Origin of the sequence: Clostridium sp. TW13, assembly GCF_024345225.1 — a bacterium.
Taxonomy (GTDB): Bacteria; Bacillota; Clostridia; order Clostridiales; family Clostridiaceae; genus Inconstantimicrobium; species Inconstantimicrobium mannanitabidum.
Map to the genome: position 1 here is coordinate 2704462 of NZ_BROD01000001.1, position 18882 is coordinate 2723343.

The 18882-nt window shown below is 29.6% G+C and carries 15 protein-coding genes and 1 tRNA gene; 7 read left to right on the plus strand and 9 right to left on the minus strand.

The features are described from left to right. Positions 1–38: 38 nt before the first annotated feature. Positions 39–881, plus strand: a complete 843-nt coding sequence (locus OCU47_RS12995) for a patatin-like phospholipase family protein (protein ID WP_261829029.1) — start codon at positions 39–41, stop codon at positions 879–881. 204 nt (positions 882–1085) lie between these two features. Beyond that, the gene (locus tag OCU47_RS13000; protein ID WP_261829030.1) at positions 1086–1931 is read left to right on the plus strand and encodes a DegV family protein; all 846 of its coding nucleotides are present in this window, start codon (positions 1086–1088) and stop codon (positions 1929–1931) included. 69 nt (positions 1932–2000) lie between these two features. Here the strand turns inward: OCU47_RS13000 and OCU47_RS13005 are convergent, their stop codons facing one another. The 4 genes from OCU47_RS13005 to OCU47_RS13020 all read right to left on the minus strand — a co-directional run bounded on the left by OCU47_RS13005 (position 2001) and on the right by OCU47_RS13020 (position 8820). After that, complete coding sequence (locus OCU47_RS13005; RefSeq protein WP_261830631.1) at positions 2001–3764, minus strand: GGDEF domain-containing protein; 1764 nt, start codon at positions 3762–3764, stop codon at positions 2001–2003. 166 nt (positions 3765–3930) lie between these two features. Then, positions 3931–5964 (minus strand): glycosyltransferase family 39 protein, encoded by a 2034-nt coding sequence (locus tag OCU47_RS13010; protein ID WP_261829031.1) that lies wholly within the window; start codon positions 5962–5964, stop codon positions 3931–3933. Positions 5965–6161: 197 nt separating this feature from the next. Further along, positions 6162–7025, minus strand: a complete 864-nt coding sequence (locus tag OCU47_RS13015; RefSeq protein ID WP_261829032.1) for an NAD(P)-dependent oxidoreductase — start codon at positions 7023–7025, stop codon at positions 6162–6164. A gap of 346 nt (positions 7026–7371) precedes the next feature. After that, positions 7372–8820: an FAD-dependent oxidoreductase gene (locus tag OCU47_RS13020; RefSeq protein WP_261829033.1), complete on the minus strand. Its 1449-nt coding sequence runs from the start codon at positions 8818–8820 to the stop codon at positions 7372–7374. Positions 8821–8983: 163 nt separating this feature from the next. On the opposite strand from OCU47_RS13020, the gene OCU47_RS13025 reads away from it, so the two are divergent. The 3 genes from OCU47_RS13025 to OCU47_RS13035 all read left to right on the plus strand — a co-directional run bounded on the left by OCU47_RS13025 (position 8984) and on the right by OCU47_RS13035 (position 11832). Further along, positions 8984–11122: a sodium-translocating pyrophosphatase gene (locus OCU47_RS13025; protein WP_261829034.1), complete on the plus strand. Its 2139-nt coding sequence runs from the start codon at positions 8984–8986 to the stop codon at positions 11120–11122. Positions 11123–11348: 226 nt separating this feature from the next. Continuing rightward, positions 11349–11423 (plus strand) — tRNA-Gly (locus tag OCU47_RS13030). A 199-nt stretch (positions 11424–11622) separates the two neighbouring features. Beyond that, positions 11623–11832 carry a cold-shock protein gene (locus tag OCU47_RS13035; RefSeq protein WP_261829035.1) on the plus strand — a complete coding sequence of 70 codons (210 nt, stop codon included), beginning with the start codon at positions 11623–11625 and terminating at the stop codon, positions 11830–11832. Positions 11833–11877: 45 nt separating this feature from the next. Here OCU47_RS13035 and OCU47_RS13040 read toward each other — a convergent pair whose 3' ends face one another. Then, positions 11878–12480, minus strand: a complete 603-nt coding sequence (locus OCU47_RS13040) for a hypothetical protein (protein ID WP_261829036.1) — start codon at positions 12478–12480, stop codon at positions 11878–11880. Between the two features lie 249 nt (positions 12481–12729). On the opposite strand from OCU47_RS13040, the gene ilvA reads away from it, so the two are divergent. Both ilvA and OCU47_RS13050 read left to right on the plus strand, forming a co-directional pair. Further along, complete coding sequence (ilvA, locus tag OCU47_RS13045) at positions 12730–13959, plus strand: threonine ammonia-lyase (protein ID WP_261829037.1); 1230 nt, start codon at positions 12730–12732, stop codon at positions 13957–13959. A gap of 81 nt (positions 13960–14040) precedes the next feature. Beyond that, a complete protein-coding gene (locus OCU47_RS13050) occupies positions 14041–14421 on the plus strand; it encodes a RidA family protein (protein ID WP_261829038.1) in 381 nt (126 codons plus the stop codon). A gap of 94 nt (positions 14422–14515) precedes the next feature. On the opposite strand, the gene rpiB is transcribed toward OCU47_RS13050, so the two are convergent. The 4 genes from rpiB to OCU47_RS13070 form a co-directional block, all read right to left on the minus strand. After that, complete coding sequence (gene rpiB, locus OCU47_RS13055; RefSeq protein ID WP_261829039.1) at positions 14516–14986, minus strand: ribose 5-phosphate isomerase B; 471 nt, start codon at positions 14984–14986, stop codon at positions 14516–14518. A 120-nt stretch (positions 14987–15106) separates the two neighbouring features. Continuing rightward, positions 15107–16108 (minus strand): methyl-accepting chemotaxis protein, encoded by a 1002-nt coding sequence (locus tag OCU47_RS13060; protein ID WP_261829040.1) that lies wholly within the window; start codon positions 16106–16108, stop codon positions 15107–15109. 13 nt (positions 16109–16121) lie between these two features. Next, entirely contained in the window at positions 16122–17204 is a 1083-nt protein-coding gene (locus OCU47_RS13065; RefSeq protein ID WP_261829041.1) for an FIST signal transduction protein, read from the minus strand. A 203-nt stretch (positions 17205–17407) separates the two neighbouring features. Next, a complete protein-coding gene (locus OCU47_RS13070) occupies positions 17408–18880 on the minus strand; it encodes a methyl-accepting chemotaxis protein (protein WP_261829042.1) in 1473 nt (490 codons plus the stop codon). Between the last annotated feature and the right edge of the window lie 2 nt (positions 18881–18882).

An 18882-nucleotide genomic window follows, 5' to 3' on the forward strand; every position in this document is an offset into this window, starting at 1 on the left:
TTAGTAAAATTATTATATCAATATAGGAGGTACTTACTATGCCTAGTTTAGTTTTAGAAGGGGGTACCTTTAGACCAATCTTTAGTGCTGGTGTAATGGATGCCCTTTTAGATAATGATATTATGTTCCCTTATTGTATAGGCGTTTCTGCTGGTATAACTAATGGAATATCTTATTTATCAAAACAAAAGAAAAGAAATTTACAAGTTACTCAAACTTATAGAAATGATAAGCGTTACTTGGGATTTAGAAACTACTTAAAATGTAAAAGTATGTTTGGCTTAGATTTTGTTTTTGATGAAATCCCTAACAAATTAGTTCCATTTGATATGGAAACCTATAACAAATATTCTGGTACAGTTTTAGTCGGAGTAACCAATGCAATTACCGGCAAAACCGAGTATTTAAATGGTCAAAATTTAGATGATAAATGCACAATGCTTAGAGCTACCTGTGCAATTCCAATGGTATTTCCACCTATTAAAATAAACAATAATTATTACTATGATGGTGGAATATGCGATCCTATTCCAATTAGAAAAGCTATTGAAGACGGAAATGAAAAACATTTGATAATATTAACTCGCCCAAAAGAATATAAAAAAACACTAAGTAAGGCTAATGTTATAGTTTCAAAGTTATTAAATAGGAAATTTCCTAAATTAAGAGAGCCATTGCTTGCTAGACATGAGCTTTACAATGAGACTGTAAAATTTTGCGAACAATTAGAAGCAGAAGGAAAAGCAATTATTATAAGACCAACTTCTGATCAAGCAATTAATAGCTTTGAAAAAGATGTACATAAATTAAAGCAAGCTTATGAAATAGGCTATAGCATTGGCATTGAGAGACTTGAAGATATAAAAAAATTGTTTCAATAAAGCAAGTATAAAAACTTTTTTTTGATTTATATTATATTTATCCTAGTAAAATCAGATATTTAATGCATATCATCAATAACAAATAAACATACTAAAAATATAGTTTGCCATAGCACATAGTTTCAAAAACTATGTATTGACATTTAACTGACTATATAGTATTGTATTAGCATAATATGATATGATGTTTTAGGAGGTTCATTAATGCAAAAGATAGCTTTAATTACAGACAGTACTTCTGGTTTATCTCAAGAATACTTGGACAAATACAATATTGAATTATTAAGACTAAAGGTTATATATAAATCTGGTGAATATATCGATGGCTTAACTATAACTCCAGAGCAAGTATACTCTAAATTAGATGAGGAATTGCCAACTACTTCAATGCCATCTGTACAAGATAATTTAGATTTATTAAACCGCTTAGTTTCTGAAGGATATACACACGCTATTTTCTTACCTATTTCTTCTGGATTATCAGGCACTATAAATAGCATGAGAATTGCTGCAGAAGAGTATGAAGATAAAATTACTTCCTTTGTATACGATACAAAAGTAATTTCTATGGGCGTTGGTTTGATAGTACTTAAGGTCGCAGAAATGATACAAGAAGGTGCTGAATTTAGCTATATTTGTGAACAAATTCCTAAATTAAGAGAAAAAATTAGTTTTTATTTTATTGTAGATACTCTTGAGTATCTAATTAAGGGTGGAAGAATTGGCCGAGTTTCTGGAAGAATTGGTGAAATTCTAAACTTAAAACCTATAATAACAATGGGTGATGATGGAAAGTATACAACCTTTACAAAAGTTAGAGGAAAAAAGCAAGCTATAAGTAAATTACAAAATTATGGTTTAGACATACTCTCTAAAGGAAAAGCAAAGGTTGCTGTAATGACAGGTACAATGTTTGAAGAATCCGAAGAACTTAAAAAAGCCTTTTCAACCCAAGCTAATGCTACACTTTTATATTCAGGTATTATAACTCCTGCTGTTGGCATTCATTGTGGTCCAAGGGCACTAGGAATAATGCTTTTATCAGAATAGTTACTACTAGTAAAGTAATGAAAAAAACAGATGATTGTAAATCTTAAGAAGTTTACAATCATCTGGTTTTTATAAAATAATATAATTACTTCCAACCATTTGCTTACATCTCTTTTTGAGCTTACTGGATTCCTCTGCTAATTCATAAATATTAATATAATCTTTCTTTTTATTTGTTACTGCTGCAATTGATAATGATATAATTGGGAACTTTTCTTCTACCCCATGTCTATTTGCAGTCATGATATATCCTTTTTCTAAATCTTCTCTTTTATAACATCCTGTAACTTCTTTATCAAAAGTATTGATTATTTTACTGCACACTTCTTCAACGTCCCAGTTTAAAAAAACTGCAATAAAATCATCTCCTCCAATATGCCCAATAAAATGGCCATCTTTAATATTTTTTCTAAGAATTTTTGCTAAAATTATTATAACCTTATCACCATTTTCAAAACCATAAACATCATTATATGCTTTAAAATTATCAATATCAAAATATAGCACAGAATAATTACAATAATTCTGTATGCAATTATTTAAATTTTCTTCTATCATTATATTACCCGGAAGTTCAGTTAATGGATTTAAATATTTTGCATTCTGCACTTCTAACTCCATAACTTTTTCAATTAACTCTTTTACTGTAACCACACCATAATATTTTGACTTATTAGTTACTGTAATATAATCATATAAAGTTTCTTGAGATCTAGACATTGCTAAATTAATAACTTTATGAATAGGAGTATTACAATCTACATATAAAAATTCTGTATTCATTATAGCTGATATTGGCTTGCTAGAATAAATGCTATATCCATACTGCCATCCTAATTTACTATAAAATGATCTTCTTGTGATAATACCCTTTATAAATTCATTTTCAACTACGCATATTTCCACTAAATTGGGTTCATGTTTTAATAGCTCGTCTACTTTTGATACCAACATATTTGAAGATATAGTTTTATTAGATTTGCATAAAGATTTTATATGTATCTTCTCCAAATTACTTCTATACAAATTAGATTCCTTACTATTTAACATATCAACAAAATTAATTATATCCTCTCTAGCAGGACTCAATATAGCACTAGGCTCTTGAATTAAATATCCCTGACCATAATGAACACCAATCTCTACAAGAGTACTTAATTCATCTTTGGTTTCTATCCCCTCTGCAATTATTAATGAATGTGATTGTTTAGAAAATTCGTACATGCCTCTTACTAATGCTTGCTTTGTAGAATCCTTGTCTATATTTCTTATAAGTTTCATATCCAACTTAATATATTTAGGCTTTACCTCTGCTATTAAGTTAAGTCCTGAATACCCTGCTCCCACATCATCCATTGCAAAGATAAAATTATTATTTTTCATTTTATCTATATTGTTGCTGAAATTCTCTATGTTTTTAATTAAATATCTTTCTGTAATTTCAATAATAATATTTTGAATATTTATCAAGTAACTTTCTAAAAATTGCTCCTTTAACTTATTGCTTATATTGACATCCTCTAAATTTTTGCTATTAATATTTAGGAATAGTTTTCCTTGCAATTTATTTTTTCTTGCATTGCCTAAAGCATTTTTAAGACACAACTCCTCAATTTCCAAAGTTTTATTAAATCTATCCGCTACTTCAAAGAGCATTTCAGAACTAGTGATATATGATTTTTCTGACACTCTACTCAACGCTTCATATCCGAGTATCGTACAATCCTTAAGTGATATAATGGGCTGAAATACTGTACTAAGACTATTATTATTAATTATGTTGCAAACTTCTTCATATAGAATCTTATCCATATCTTCTAACATCAAATCCATTTCCAATATTCATCTCCATAACATTACTTATATCTTTATACCGTTAGTTTAATTCTGCTATTACAATAATATTACAAGACATATATTGTTTCTTCAATAACATAGTAGATTAATTTACATTATTTAATTATTACTTAACATATGCTTAAAATTTACATTTTCAATTTTAATCTGCATAATTAAGTTCATATAGTTCAACACTGTCTGACTCTATTGTTTTTTTAGTAATTCTTTTTAATTTGTCATTTTTCTCGAATTTAGTGTTAGATACCGGATTATCTGATATCCACTGTTCCCTAGGAATCATTCTACCATTTCTCTTTATCCAATCCTCAATGTCTTTATTAGAATTATAAGATTTTCCTACCATAGCATATTTTAATTTTCCATTTCTAACTATACCCTTAAAATCATCTAAAGATATAATCTTATCATTTCCGCTATAACCTCCTATTGCCATTACCTCTCGTCCAGAATCAAGCATAATCTTGGCAGCCTCTGGAGCAGTAGCTACTGCTAAAAAATATTTTTCATTATCTCCTCTAGAACTTAAAAACTTAATTAAATTATCATTATAATCCTTTTTCACACTTTCCTGTTTTCTCTTTCCAGAATCATTAATTGCAGATATCAATCTTAAACCTGCCATTGGTGAGCTACCATCCATCTTATAAACCATAGGAGTAGCTGCACATACTGCTGGAGGCAACAATGTTCCTATAACAGTCAAACAAAATATTACTTTCTTTATGTTAAATGCTTTAGACATTGGTTCTCCTGCTCTTCTACTCAGTACTAAAATTATTGATGGAATAAATATAAGTAATGCTGATGCTACAAAAATAAATTTAGTTATCTCTCTATTAAAATAATAGGATAGAATCAGTAATTCAATACCTCCATTTATCATAAGCGCTATTGGTAAAAAGAAGGCTCCTTTTTGCCCCTTATTATAAATTTTCCACATAGATGTTAAACCAATTCCACACAAAGCAGCTATAGGTACTGACATCATAGTTAAATAATAAGAATGATAAAGGTCAATTGCATAGCTAAAATAAATACATTCTGGAACTAAGCATAATGTCCATAATAATAGATTCAATTTATAATTATTATCTTTAGACTTTACTAAAAATAATTCTGTAGCTGTAATAGCAGCCCCTAAAAGTGCCAGAATCAAAAGCCAGCTGATTTGATCAGATAATGAATTATTTCTAAACAATCGAGCTACTCCAACATCACTTTTGATTCCTGCTTGTTTATTTTGTTCTAATCTCTCTGTTATTTCATTTGTTATATTATATTCTTCATTTTTATTATTACTAAGCTTGTTAAAACTATTGGGCTCATTAATATTACTTTGATTATTTCTTTGTTTCAATATATTGAATTTCAATCTTTCAGTTCCATTATGCCCTGTAATTAATTGTACTACTGAATTATTACTACTACTCCCTACATAAGGTCTATCATTTTTAGAAATTGAATCTACAGTTAATGTCCATGATAAAGACCCTAATACAAGTACGCTAGTAGCTATAATTATATTTATAAACCTTTTCTTTTTAGAAATTTTATTTGAACAAATATAGGTTATATATAATGCTGGCATAATCATATAAGCTTGTATCATTTTTATATTGAAACCTACACCTACGAATATAAAACTTATTAATAAATACTTTAAATCTCCCTTTTCAGCTGCTATAGATATAAATATACAAGCCAACAAAGAAGTCAGTACTAGTAAATTATCTATTGTATTATTCCTACTAGCTGCTACAAAAATTGGAGTTGTAGCTAAACATAATGCAGAAATAATTCCTGCTACTTTTCCAAAAAATCTTTTTATTATATAGTAAAGTAAAATGACTGAAATTACTCCTGCAAGTGCTTGCGGGAAAATTACACTAAACCCACTAAAGCCAAAAATTTTAGAACTTAAAACTTGCAACCAAAATCCTAATGGCGGCTTATCAATACTTACAAAACCAGCCGGATCAAAAGAAACAAAAAAGAAATTCTTTAAATTCATGGTCATACTCTTTACACCACTTGAATAATACTCATTTGCAAATCCTTCTATACTTAAATTCGTAAAATTCAATATTATTGATAAAATTATTACTGGTAGTACTTCATAGTTATTTTTTAACTTATAGGCAACATTCTTAATTACTTCATTTACTTTTTTCATAAGCACCATCCCCCTACAATTTACGACATTTTTTTGTATATTTTTTATAAATTATAACTGAATGTTAACCACAAGTATTTACATAAACATTTCAAATATATTATATTTTTCTTGACTATTTGTAAAAAAATAAAAACAGTAATTATAAATAGATTATATATACTGCTCTTAATATCCACATAAACTTTACTTTTTAGCTAATCCTCATAATATTTCATTAGTCCTTGTGTCCCTAATTCACCTAAGTTATTATTATCTAAAGTTTTATACATATTAAATACAGTATTTAATACATCTAATTCAAGATCTGCATCTTCTGATTCTTCTATTGCTAAATTCATATCTTTTATGAAATGCTTAATATAAAATCCCGGATTAAAATCTCCTTTTAAGATACGTGGTGCCATATTAGTCATTTGCCAACTTCCAGCTGCTCCTTGGCTTATACTATCTAGCATGGTTTGCACGTCTAACCCCTCTGTTTTTGCATAAGTCATAGCTTCACATACTCCTGCAATAACTCCAGCTAACGCAATTTGATTTGCCATCTTAGTATGCTGGCCATTGCCTGCTTTTCCTTCATAAATAATATTAGTTCCCATACTAGATAAAACACCTTTACACTTTTCAAAAATTTCTCTATCTCCACCTACCATTATGGATAATGTAGCATTTTTTGCACCTGAATCGCCACCAGAGACAGGCGCATCTAATGCTCCAATACATCTTTCCTTAGCCTCGTTATAAATTTTAATTGAAAGTTTTGGACTTGTAGTAGTCATATCAATTACACAAGCCCCTTTTTTAGCATTTTGTAAAATTCCTTCTTCTCCAAAATAGACTTGTTCAACATCTTTAGGATATCCAACTATTGTTATAATAATATCCTTATTCTTGACACAACTTTTTATATCATCACACCACTTAGCGCCATCTTCAATTACATCTAAAGCTTTATTTTTAGTTCTTGTAAAAATTGAGACCTCATATCCTTTTTTCATAAGGTTTCTCACCATGGATTTCCCCATTACACCTACTCCAATAAATCCAATTGACTTCATATAAATCCCCCTCTTTAGTTGCCTCTTCTAAAATTACTTATCTAGATTATAATAAGATTTTTATTTTTAATGCTTAGACTATATATCAATATCTATTACCTATATAGAACTATTCCATAATAATGTTGGTGGACAAGTTACAAAGATTCGACATCTTTCTACCAACATTTAGGTGGAATGCTTCTATATAAACATTTTTAATATGTCTAGTTAACCTTGCATTTTTAATGCTCAACAATATTATGCATTGATAAAATATAACTTATATAATACAAGTAATATTATATCATAAGTAATTTTATATTTGTGGAATTAAATACCATCAGCTTAAGTTTATATATAAAAATTAGTCAACTTTAATATTACCTGTGGCTGGCCCTGTTATCCAATTTCCCTTATAATCAAATCTTGATCCATGACAAGGACAATCCCATGTTAATTCATCAGCATTCCATTGAAGTTGGCATCCTAAATGGGAGCATTTAGTAGTTACCATAAATACATTGCCCTCTTCATCTTTATATACTCCTACCTTTTCATCTTTATATGTTACAATACCACCATGACCATTTTGAATATGTTCGATGTGTTCGTCTGGAATATCTACTCTTTGAGCAATAAAATTCTTTGCTGTTTCAATTGTATCTTGTGCTAGTGTCTTAGCAGATAAAGACAAATCAAATCTACTAGGAGAAAATATCTCCTCATATTTGTTTTCCTTGCCTAAAATCATATCACTCAATATCATTGCTGATACCATTGATGAAGTCATTCCCCATTTATTAAATCCTGTAGCCACATAAATATTAGGAGTTGATGCAGAGTAGTGTCCGATATATGGAATTCCATCTAAAGTCATACAATCTTGTGTTGACCAATAATACTTTTCTTTAGAATTAGGGAAAAGAGCTTTAGCAATTCCTCTAAGTTGTTCATAACATCCTCCCTCTTCATTTTTACCTGTTCTTTGATCTATAGAGCTTAATAGTAGCAAATCCTTATAATTTCTAAATGAGATACCATCCTTTGCGATATCAACATACATTCCCTTTACATCCATAGCATTCTCTAAAGCTAAAACATATGATCTTTCTTGATGCATTCTGATGAAATAATATCCCGGTACATTTAAAAAAGGATAATGAGTAGCTACTACTATGTTTTTTGCTGAAATTTCTATATTATTTTCTGTTATTACCAAATTATTGTCTACATCAATATGTACTGCCTTTGTATTTTCATAAATATCTAATTCATCTGAAATAACCTTTAGAAATTTTAATGGATTAAATTGAGCTTGATTATTAAATTTCAATGCACATTTTACGTTAAAAGGAAGAGTTACTTCATTTACAAGTTCAGCATCAATACCTAATTTTCTTGCAGTCTCAAACTCATCAGTAAAATTATCAGTCTTATCTAAGGAATAGACATATGCTGGTTTTACTTCAAACTCACATTCTATGTTTTTATCATCAACTATTTCTTTAAATTTTCTTATTGCTAATTCATTAGCAGCAGCATACTGTTGTGCTTTTTCCTCTCCAAATTCTTTTCTTAATTTATAATAAATCAAATCATGCTGTGATGTTATCTTAGCTGTAGTATTTTTCGTAACTCCACTTGCTACCTCTTTAGCTTCAATAACAACAACTTTTAAACCAACTTTTTTTAACATGTAGGCTGTCAATAATCCTGCCATACCTCCACCAATGACCAAAACTTCTGTGCTAATGTTATTTGTTAATGTCTCTCTCTTTGTAAAATTACAACTATCACTCCAAACTGATTTCATAAACTTCACCTCAAAAATATTATGCCAATATATATTTTTTCTAAACAACAGTTAAAATAATCTTTTTATTTATTGTATTTTTTTAAATTTTTGTAATTTTATTGTAAATAGTGTTGTATAATATTATTGTCCAACTAAATATTTTAAAAAGGGGATGTTTTAAATGATGCCATATTTTCTTTTCATTTATGGTGTTATACTTATTTCAATCATTGTAATAGTCTACTTGGTTAAGTACACCTTTTCTAAAGACAAAGGCACTGATAAAATGCAAGAAATCTCAAACTATATTAAAGAGGGAGCCATGGCTTTTATTAAAAGACAATATAAAACCATAGCTATCTTATCTGTTCTAGCACTAATATTAATCATCCTATGTAATTATTTCGGAAATTCATCAAAAACTCCTAGCGAGGCACTTAGTTTAGCTTGTCGTACAGGTGTAGCCTTTATAACAGGTGCATTTTGTTCTGCCTTATCTGGCTACATTGGTATGTACATGGCAGTTAACTCAAATGTAAGAGCTGCTGCTGGCGCTAAAAAAGGGTTAAATCATGCACTTAAAATTGCTCTTAATGGTGGCGCTGTTACTGGCCTAGCTGTTACCGCTCTTTCCCTTTTAGGCGTTGCTTCATTATTCTTAATCTATGGAGGATTCTCTGGAAGTGATGCATTAATTAAAGAAGCACCTTCACTAATTGTAGGTTTTGGATTTGGTGCATCCTTTGTTGCACTTTTTGCTCAACTTGGAGGAGGTATATATACAAAAGCTGCTGACGTTGGTGCAGACCTTGTTGGTAAAGTTGAAGCTGGAATTCCTGAAGACGATCCTAGAAACCCAGCAGTTATTGCAGACCTTGTTGGTGATAACGTTGGAGATTGTGCTGGTAGAGGTGCAGATCTTTTTGAATCTACTGCAGCCGAAAACATAGGTGCTATGATCCTTGGAGTTGCTCTTTATCCAATCTTCGGATGGAAAGGTATCCTATTCCCTCTTGTAGCTCGTGCCTTTGGTATTTTAGGATCTATAGTGGGTATCTTCTCAGTAAGAGTTAAAGATGATAAAGATGACCCAATGAAAGCATTAAAAAATGGTTTTGTAATCACATCACTTATAAATCTAATTGCTTTATTCTTTATAGTAAAATATATGTTAAATGGAGTTTTACCTAATAACGGTGGCAACGTAAATTACTTATATTTATATGGGTGTGCTGTTGCTGGAGTTCTTTTAAGCTATGTATTTGTAATTCTTACTGACTACTACACTTCTATAACTCATAAACCGGTAAAAGATATAGCTAAATCCTGTGAAACTGGCGCAGCAACAAACATAATAACTGGCTTATCAGTTGGAATGCAATCCACTGCCTTACCAGTAATATTCATATCAATTTGTATTTTTGTTGCTTATCAACTAGCTAATTTAGCTCTACCTAATGTTGCTAATGCTGGTCTATACGGTACTGCAATTGCTACAATGGGAATGTTATCTACTTGTACCTACATTCTTGCTATGGATACTTTTGGACCAATTACAGACAATGCTGGTGGAATCACTGAAATGTCTGGTGCTCCTGAGGATATAAGAAATATAACAGATAGATTAGATGCTTGTGGAAATACTACAAAAGCATTAACTAAAGGTTATGCTGTTGGTTCTGCTGCTCTTGCAACTTTCCTATTATTCTCTGCTTATCTTGATGAAGTTAAGAAACTCCTTGGCAAGCCATTAGATTCTTGGTTCTCTGTTGACATAGGAAAACCAGAAGTATTCATTGGTGGCTTTATAGGTGCTATGGTAGTATTCTTATTCAGTTCTACTGCAATAAGAGCTGTTGGACGAGCTGCTCAATACGTAATACTTGAAGTTAGACGTCAATTTAAAGAAATCAAAGGAATCATGGAAGGAACAGCTAAACCTGACTATGCAAACTGCGTTGATATAGTTACAAAGGGAGCTTTAAAGGAAATGATTCTTCCTGGTATATTAGTAGTATCTGCTCCTATTTTAGTAGGTGTCCTTCTTGGAAAAGAAGCTGCTGGTGCTTTCTTAATGATAACAACTATAGCTGGTGTAATCATGGCATTATTCTTAAATAATGGTGGTGGAGCTTGGGATAATGCAAAGAAACTTATAGAATTAGGAGAACATGGTGGTAAAAATTCTGAAGCTCATAAAGCTAGTGTTGTAGGTGATACTATCGGTGATCCATTTAAAGATACTGCAGGTCCTTCACTTCATGTACTTATCAAGCTTGTAAGTACATTAACCTTAGTATTTGTAGCTTTATTCAGATAAAACACTATTTAATAACTAAGATGACAGTTGCTAATTATATATTTGTAACTGTCATCTTTTCATATAAATTTAAAATAAGTATTCATTCTATAATCTCTCTTTAAAACATTAGTACTATATTATTAATAGATTTTATACTTTAATCTAAAAATTCATTTTATAATTATTATAGTTATCTATTTACATTTTGCTATTTAAGATGTAAAATATGGGTGTAAACTAAAATGCGGGAGTGACTCAATGGTAGAGTGTCACCTTCCCAAGGTGAAAGTTGCGGGTTCGAGTCCCGTTTTCCGCTCCAAAAAAGCATTGAAATCTTTTGATTTCAATGCTTTTTACTTTTCGTGTATATAAAAATTTCAAATAATATTATAGAACAATAAGCAATATAGTATATTTAAATCTTTAGTTTATTCATGGGAACATATATATTTCTGTTTAAAAAATAAATTTTTGAAAATACTAAAAGTAATAATTTATTATTTAAGGAGCGATATATAATGGCTAGTATAACAGGTACAGTAAAATGGTATAATTCAGAAAAAGGATATGGTTTCATATCTTGCAATAATGGTAATGATGTCTTTGTACATCACTCACAAATTAAGTCAAATGGTCCTGAGAAGGATTTAGCTGAAGGTGAAAGTGTCTCTTTTGATGTACAAGATGGTGCAAAAGGTCCAATGGCAACTAATGTACATAGATTATAACTAGAAAAAGGTTGGAGTTTTCAATTTAAACTCCAACCTTTTTTTCTAAGATGTTTTTATTTTACTTCCTGGTATTCCAACTTCTACACTATAAAGTTTTCCTTTAGTTGAGAAATTATATTGACAATAATAATCTCCATCTTCTACCCTTATCTTTTTAGAATCTTCTTCTGTTATTTTTTGAGTTAACTTTGCTTTAATTTGATCCTTAGTCATACCTTTAGGATTAAATCCATTTATTATAGCATCTTCATATGTACTAATAGTTTTACCCATTATAAATTCTCCACCATAAAAGAACTCCATAGATATAATCTTACAAGTTTTTATATCTTCTGATGACCCTGAATGATTTGCAACAGCAAAATCTGCATACTTTTGATGTTCCTTTATAAAACAACCTACTTCTGATGTATAACTCTTAGCCTCTACAGTATCCTTTAATTCATATAAAGAGCCATTTCCTAATGTATAGCCCTTGTCCACTAATTCTTGAACCTTTGTATCATTTACTTTTACTTCTACTCCATTCATTTGAATACTGACCGGCTTGCCTGAATTGGTAACGCGAAAATATGCTCTAGCAAATACTATAGCTCCTAAAATAATTATCCCTAATACTGTTCTTATAACTTTTGACTTTCTCATTGAATCCCCCATTTTTCTACTAAAATTTATCTTTCTATATGATTATATATCAATTATGGATAAAAATTCAACATTTTTACGCTTTTTTCTTGAATTATATAAAAAATTACATTAAACATTGACACTTACATTTAAAATGCTATGATAAAATAAGTAAAACTGTTATATATGTTATATATGTTATTTAGGTATCTGAAAATAAATAGCAAGCTCTTTCAGATGCTTTGTGTAAAAAGGGGATATTTATAAATGATTACACTAGAAAAATTTGAAGAAGCCTATGAGGCAGTACAAAAAGTAATATTAAAAACAAAATTAGTTTACAGCGATTATTATTCAGAGATATCTGGTAATAAGGTCTATTTAAAACCTGAAAATATGCAAAAAACTGGGGCTTATAAAATTAGAGGTGCTTATTATAAAATAAGTACACTTTCTGAAGAAGAAAGAAAAAGAGGGCTAATAACAGCTTCTGCTGGTAACCATGCACAAGGAGTTGCCTATGCAGCTAAACTTTATGGTGCAAAAGCAGTAATAGTTATGCCTACTACAACTCCACTAATAAAAATCAATAGAACTAAATCTTATGGTGCTGAAGTTATTTTATATGGTGATGTCTATGATGAGTCTTGTAATTATGCTTTAAAACTAGCTGAAGAAAAAGGCTATACCTTTATTCACCCTTTTGATGATTTAGATGTAGCAACTGGACAGGGATCAATTGCCATGGAAATCATAAAAGAACTTCCTACTGTTGATATCATTCTAGTACCTATTGGTGGAGGTGGTCTCGCTACAGGTGTTTCTACGTTAGCTAAATTACTTAATCCTAATATTAAGGTAATAGGGGTGGAACCTGAAGGTGCAAACTGTATGCAAGAGTCCTTAAAGCAAGGCCATGTAGTTACCTTACCTAAAGTTAATACTATAGCTGACGGTACAGCTGTAAAAACACCAGGATCAAAAATTTTTCCTTATATTCAAAATAATATTGATGAGATAATCACTGTTAGCGATGGTGAATTAATCATTGATTTCTTAGATCTATTAGAAAATCATAAAATGTTGGCTGAAAATTCAGGCTTATTAACCATTTCCGCCTTAAAACACTTAAATGTTAAAGATAAAAAAGTTGTTTCTATTATAAGTGGTGGTAATATGGATGTAATAACTTTTGCGTCTCTAGTACAACATGGCCTAATACAAAGAGAACGTATTTGTACTATATCATTACTACTTCCAGATAAACCTGGTGAGTTAGCTAACTTATGTGAAGTAATTGCAAAAGCTCAAGGAAATATTATTAAACTTGATCATAATCAATTTGTTAACTTCAACCGTACAAGCGGTGTTGAAATTGATATTACCATGGAGACCTTCGGTAGTGAACATAAAGAGCAAATTGTAAACCTGCTTAAAGACAGTGGTTATAATCCAACAGTAGTCAAACCAAAAATGGTTTATCAATACGGCATCTAAAAATAAATATTAAGTTCAAATAGACTAGCATATAAACCTATGTACTTTCAGATGCCTAATATATATATGGAGGGATTTCTCATGCAAAAACAAATAGTATCTACTGAAAAAGCACCTAAAGCAATAGGTCCTTATTCACAAGCACAAATAGTTGGAGATTTAATATTCACTTCTGGACAAATTCCTTTAAATCCTGCAACAGGGGTATTATGTACAGAAATAAAAGAGGCTACAAAACAATCTTTAGAAAATGTAAAAGCAATTTTAGAAGCAGCAGGAACTTCCTTGGACAATGTTATCAAGACTGTCGTCTTTATCAAAAACATGGATGACTTTGCCTTAGTAAATGAAGTTTACGGAACTTACTTCAAAACCGATGCTCCAGCAAGAAGCTGCGTTCAAGTAGCTAAGTTACCTATGGATGCATTAATTGAAATTGAAGCAATTGCAACCATAAAATAAATAAAAGTACCTTATAAGCTAGACGTTTTATACTGTCTGCTCTATAAGGTACATTTTATTTTTACTTTCTATATAATATCATCTATCATATATGCTAAATTTCAGATATTTTTTTCAAATGTCTTTCAGAAATCTCTTTTACTTTATCTACACGTAAAGTATATTTTGGCATATCAGAAAGATACTCTGTAGTCATCCAAGCTTTTACTACTTCAAGCGCTATTGCAGATCCTATTATCTTTCCACCTATACAAAGAACGTTAGTGTTAGAATGTGAACGGGCTAACTGTGCACAAAACGGATCTTGACAAACAGCTGCATATAATCCATGTATTTTGTTTGCAATCATAGCACTGCCATATCCAACTCCATCAACAAATATGCCTCTTTCTGCCTTTCCTTCAGCTACAGCTAAAGAGGCAGGATATATATAATCTGGTAAATCACAAGATTCCTCAGAATTTGTACCGAAGTCTAATACTTCGTGTCCTTGTTCTTCTAAATATGCCTTTATTTCATTTTTCAAAGAAAATCCAGCATGATCACTTGCCATAGCAATTTTCATCCTTTTGTACCTCCATTTGAATGTATATTCTGCAATTAATTTTCTACATTTAATACTTAACTATCTTCTTAAAATGTCGACTGATTAAATGCACTTTTATTATTGCAACATATACATAACTTAATTTTTCATTTCTTCAATTAATAAGCTTAATTGCTCTTGAAAATTCACAAGATCCTCCATAATAATTCCTTTGTTAGTTATTTGACTATTCAAATCTTTTATAGCATCTGTAACTCTATCATAATATTTGTTTGAATCAGTTATATTATTACTTATATTTTTTATTTCTAAATTAGCATTATCTACAACATTAGAAATTCTTTGGTTTATATCTGTCACTCCATTGATTGATTTATTGACTTCTTCAAATATTTTCTCTGTATTATTTACATTTTTATAACTTTCCTCTAGAGAACTTTTTGAATTATTTAAAGATTTATTTAACTTATCAGTATCACTTTCAACGTTAGACATACTATCATTTATTCCACTTACAAGTTCTTTAATCTTTTCTGATAGATCCTTTACTTCATTTGCTACAACAGAAAACCCTCTCCCATGCTCCCCTGCTCTAGCCGCCTCTATTGATGCATTTAATGCCAATAGATTAGTCTGATCAGCAATTTCAACAATATTATCATTATAATTTTTTATCATTACATAAGATTCCTTGAATTGCTCAAATGTGCTTTGAATAATTTCAAAACTTTCTTCAACTGATTTAGAACTATTTTTCAATTCAATTATTCTGTCATGTGATTCTTCTATAGAATTTAGTATACTATCCAAAGTGCTTTTAAATTCATCTGAAACATTTTTTATTTCATCAAAATTCTTGCTAAAATTAACTATAGATGAATCAATTTCTTCTGCCTTACTTCTTACCTCAATAAAAGATTCCTCTATTCTCTTAACTTCATTTGTTGTATCACTTTCTTCTTTTACTAAATCGCCAGTTCTTGAACTTAAATAATTTACTGAATATTCAACCGGATAAAGTTTATCATTTAATTCAATTGCTTCCTTAGGTTTAACTTCAGACACACTAATATTTTTCTTAGATTCATCATTACTTATGTTTTTATTTGATTTATTTTTCTTTTTAAATGAAAACAACATTTTATATACTCCTTTACTCAAAAACAACGCATACCATTGTTTGATTTATGTGTTGATTTATGTATTGCTCACCTTCCCCAATGACACCTACATGACTATTGCAGAAATTCATGATTTCAGCATATTCCTTAGTAAAATTTCTACTTTCAAATAAATTAAATCTTAATATACAATTTATAGAAAAAATAGATGATACTTTTGTAAATTCACTTTTTATTTTATCAACTGTTTTATGTATTACTTCACTGTAATCATCTAAATCCAATATATGTAAAACATCATTTTGATTTATTCTCTTATAACACGTTAGACTTCCATCCTCACCACATTGAATAGCAGTTATAAATGTTTCTTTTCCAATCACCTTTCCTAACGGATTTGTTAATACACGATTTTGTATTTCATTTTTTGTTATTCCTAGGTTTTCGCAATAAATTTGTTCTGCAGCTTTTCCATCTATCTGCACAATTTTACGATTATCTCTATCCACCTTATTAGCAATTAAATTATGGTCTCTATCTTTATAAATATTTTCTTTATAAACTTTCACTTTTCCACTTTTATTTTTTATTAAAATATATACACAAGCATCTGTATATACTTGTCCATTTAGTGATATATACCTTTTTCCTTTATCTCCAGTAAGAGCAGTGCCTCCAACTAAAGGAATATTATTTTTACTTGTTAGTGAACTAATTGTTGATACTAGTTTTTCTTCTCCACCTGTACAGAACTCTAAACATACTGTATCTTCTTTTCCTGGCTTTATATTGTTTATACTGTTTTCTAAATTTTTTATATGTTTTATTGGGAATGTTGTTACATTATCTAATATTCCAACTTCAATTTCCACATCTTCTTCTATTGCCCATATGATAATATTATCTTTAATAACATCTCTAAGAGCAAAACCATAAGTTGAAACTCCTACAACAATAACATCTCTATAAATTTCATTAACAATTCTAGTTGCTTCTTCAAACATACTATCTAAAGCAAAAATAAAAATTGCCTTTGGATTATTAATTTCCTTCATTGCTTCATTTACAGCTAATTTTACATCCTGACTTTTACCAAAACCTATATGACTTTTCATAAAAACCTCCTTAAAGCTTATAAAATATAATCTATACGCTTTGTTATTTTTTTAACATTAATCCATGAAACTTATCATTAACTCATATTGTCGTATAAAGTAAAAAAAACTTTAAAATTATGATTCATCTAAAATTCATAGTAAAAAGCCATAATTAAAATTATGGCTTTTTATCAAAATCATCTAAATCTGAACCCTTAGAACTAATTTTCAAACTTTATTGAATCTAACTCATTACAGATACCATCAATAGCATTATAACTATTATTTATATCCACAACACTATTATTAAGTTCATCTATTGCAGCGAAAATTTCTTCCATAGTTGCTGCAGTATTTTCAATATCTTCACTTATATTCTTTGCTGAATTTAATGTTTTCTTCATTGAATCTTCTAATATTAAAGACTGCTCTTTAACATTCTTTGAGTGACTCAATACCTTTGATGTATTCACATCTACTTCTTTAAATACCCTCTTAACTTCTTCAGTATGATTATTGCAAATTTCAATTGATTTTTGTTCATTTAAAACTGTATTTGAAACTTCAATAGTTTTATTTGATATATTATTTAATATCTCTTCTACCTTATCTGTGGATGCCTTTGAATCTTCAGCCAATTTTCTTACTTCTTCTGCAACTACTGCAAAGCCCTTACCATGTTCACCAGCTCTCGCTGCTTCTATAGATGCATTTAATGCTAAAAGATTAGTTTGCTCTGAAATACTATTTATTGTACTAATTATTTGAACTATTTTTGTACTTTCTTCACTTAATTCATTTATTAAGTTAACAGCGCTAGTTATATTTTCATTTACACTAGTCATTTCTGCTGATAGTATGTCCACTTTTTTGGTTCCCTCTAAAACAACTTCTTCAGTTGAAACTGTTAAATTCTCCATATCATTTATTGCATATGTAACTGATTCAACATTATCATTACCTATCTCTACTGCAGACTTCATGTTTTCCATGACATCAACTTCTTTTGTAGTCCTATCAGCTATATTTCTTACTGAAATAGTTATCTCTTCTGAGATTTGACCTGTTGTAGATATACCTTGCTTTATTCTTTCATTAGCTTGTGCTAATACCTTTATAGTCTCGGCTACCTTAGTCAATAAAGTTTCAGCCTTAGATTTTGAATCCAAAATTTCTTTATGGTTTGCTTGAGCATTTTTGTAAATCTTATCTACTATTCCAGCATTAACAACTTGCATAGCAGCACCAATTGCAATAAATGCCACAAAAAATACTAGAGTATCATATCCTAAACTATTAAATAAACTACTCTTATTTCCAATGAAAAATACAATTAACATTATTATACTTGCTACTGCATCTATAATAATTACTTTTAATTCCTCATATACACTTATCATTATAAAGCCAAAATAAATCATTATATAATTTATTAAACTGGGTTCTGTAACAAACATTACTGCTATACCTGCTACAAACATAAATACATTATAATACATAGTTTGTACTGAGTACTTTTTCCAAATTAAGAATACATCCAAAATCAATAAAGGTGATGACATTACTCCAATTAAAAGTAGTTCCTTCATGTCAACTTTTAAAACAATGTCTAATATTACTCTTATTACTCCCGACACTAAAAAACCTAATAATAAAATTTTATTTTTTACATCAATGCTTTTTTTATAATCCATTC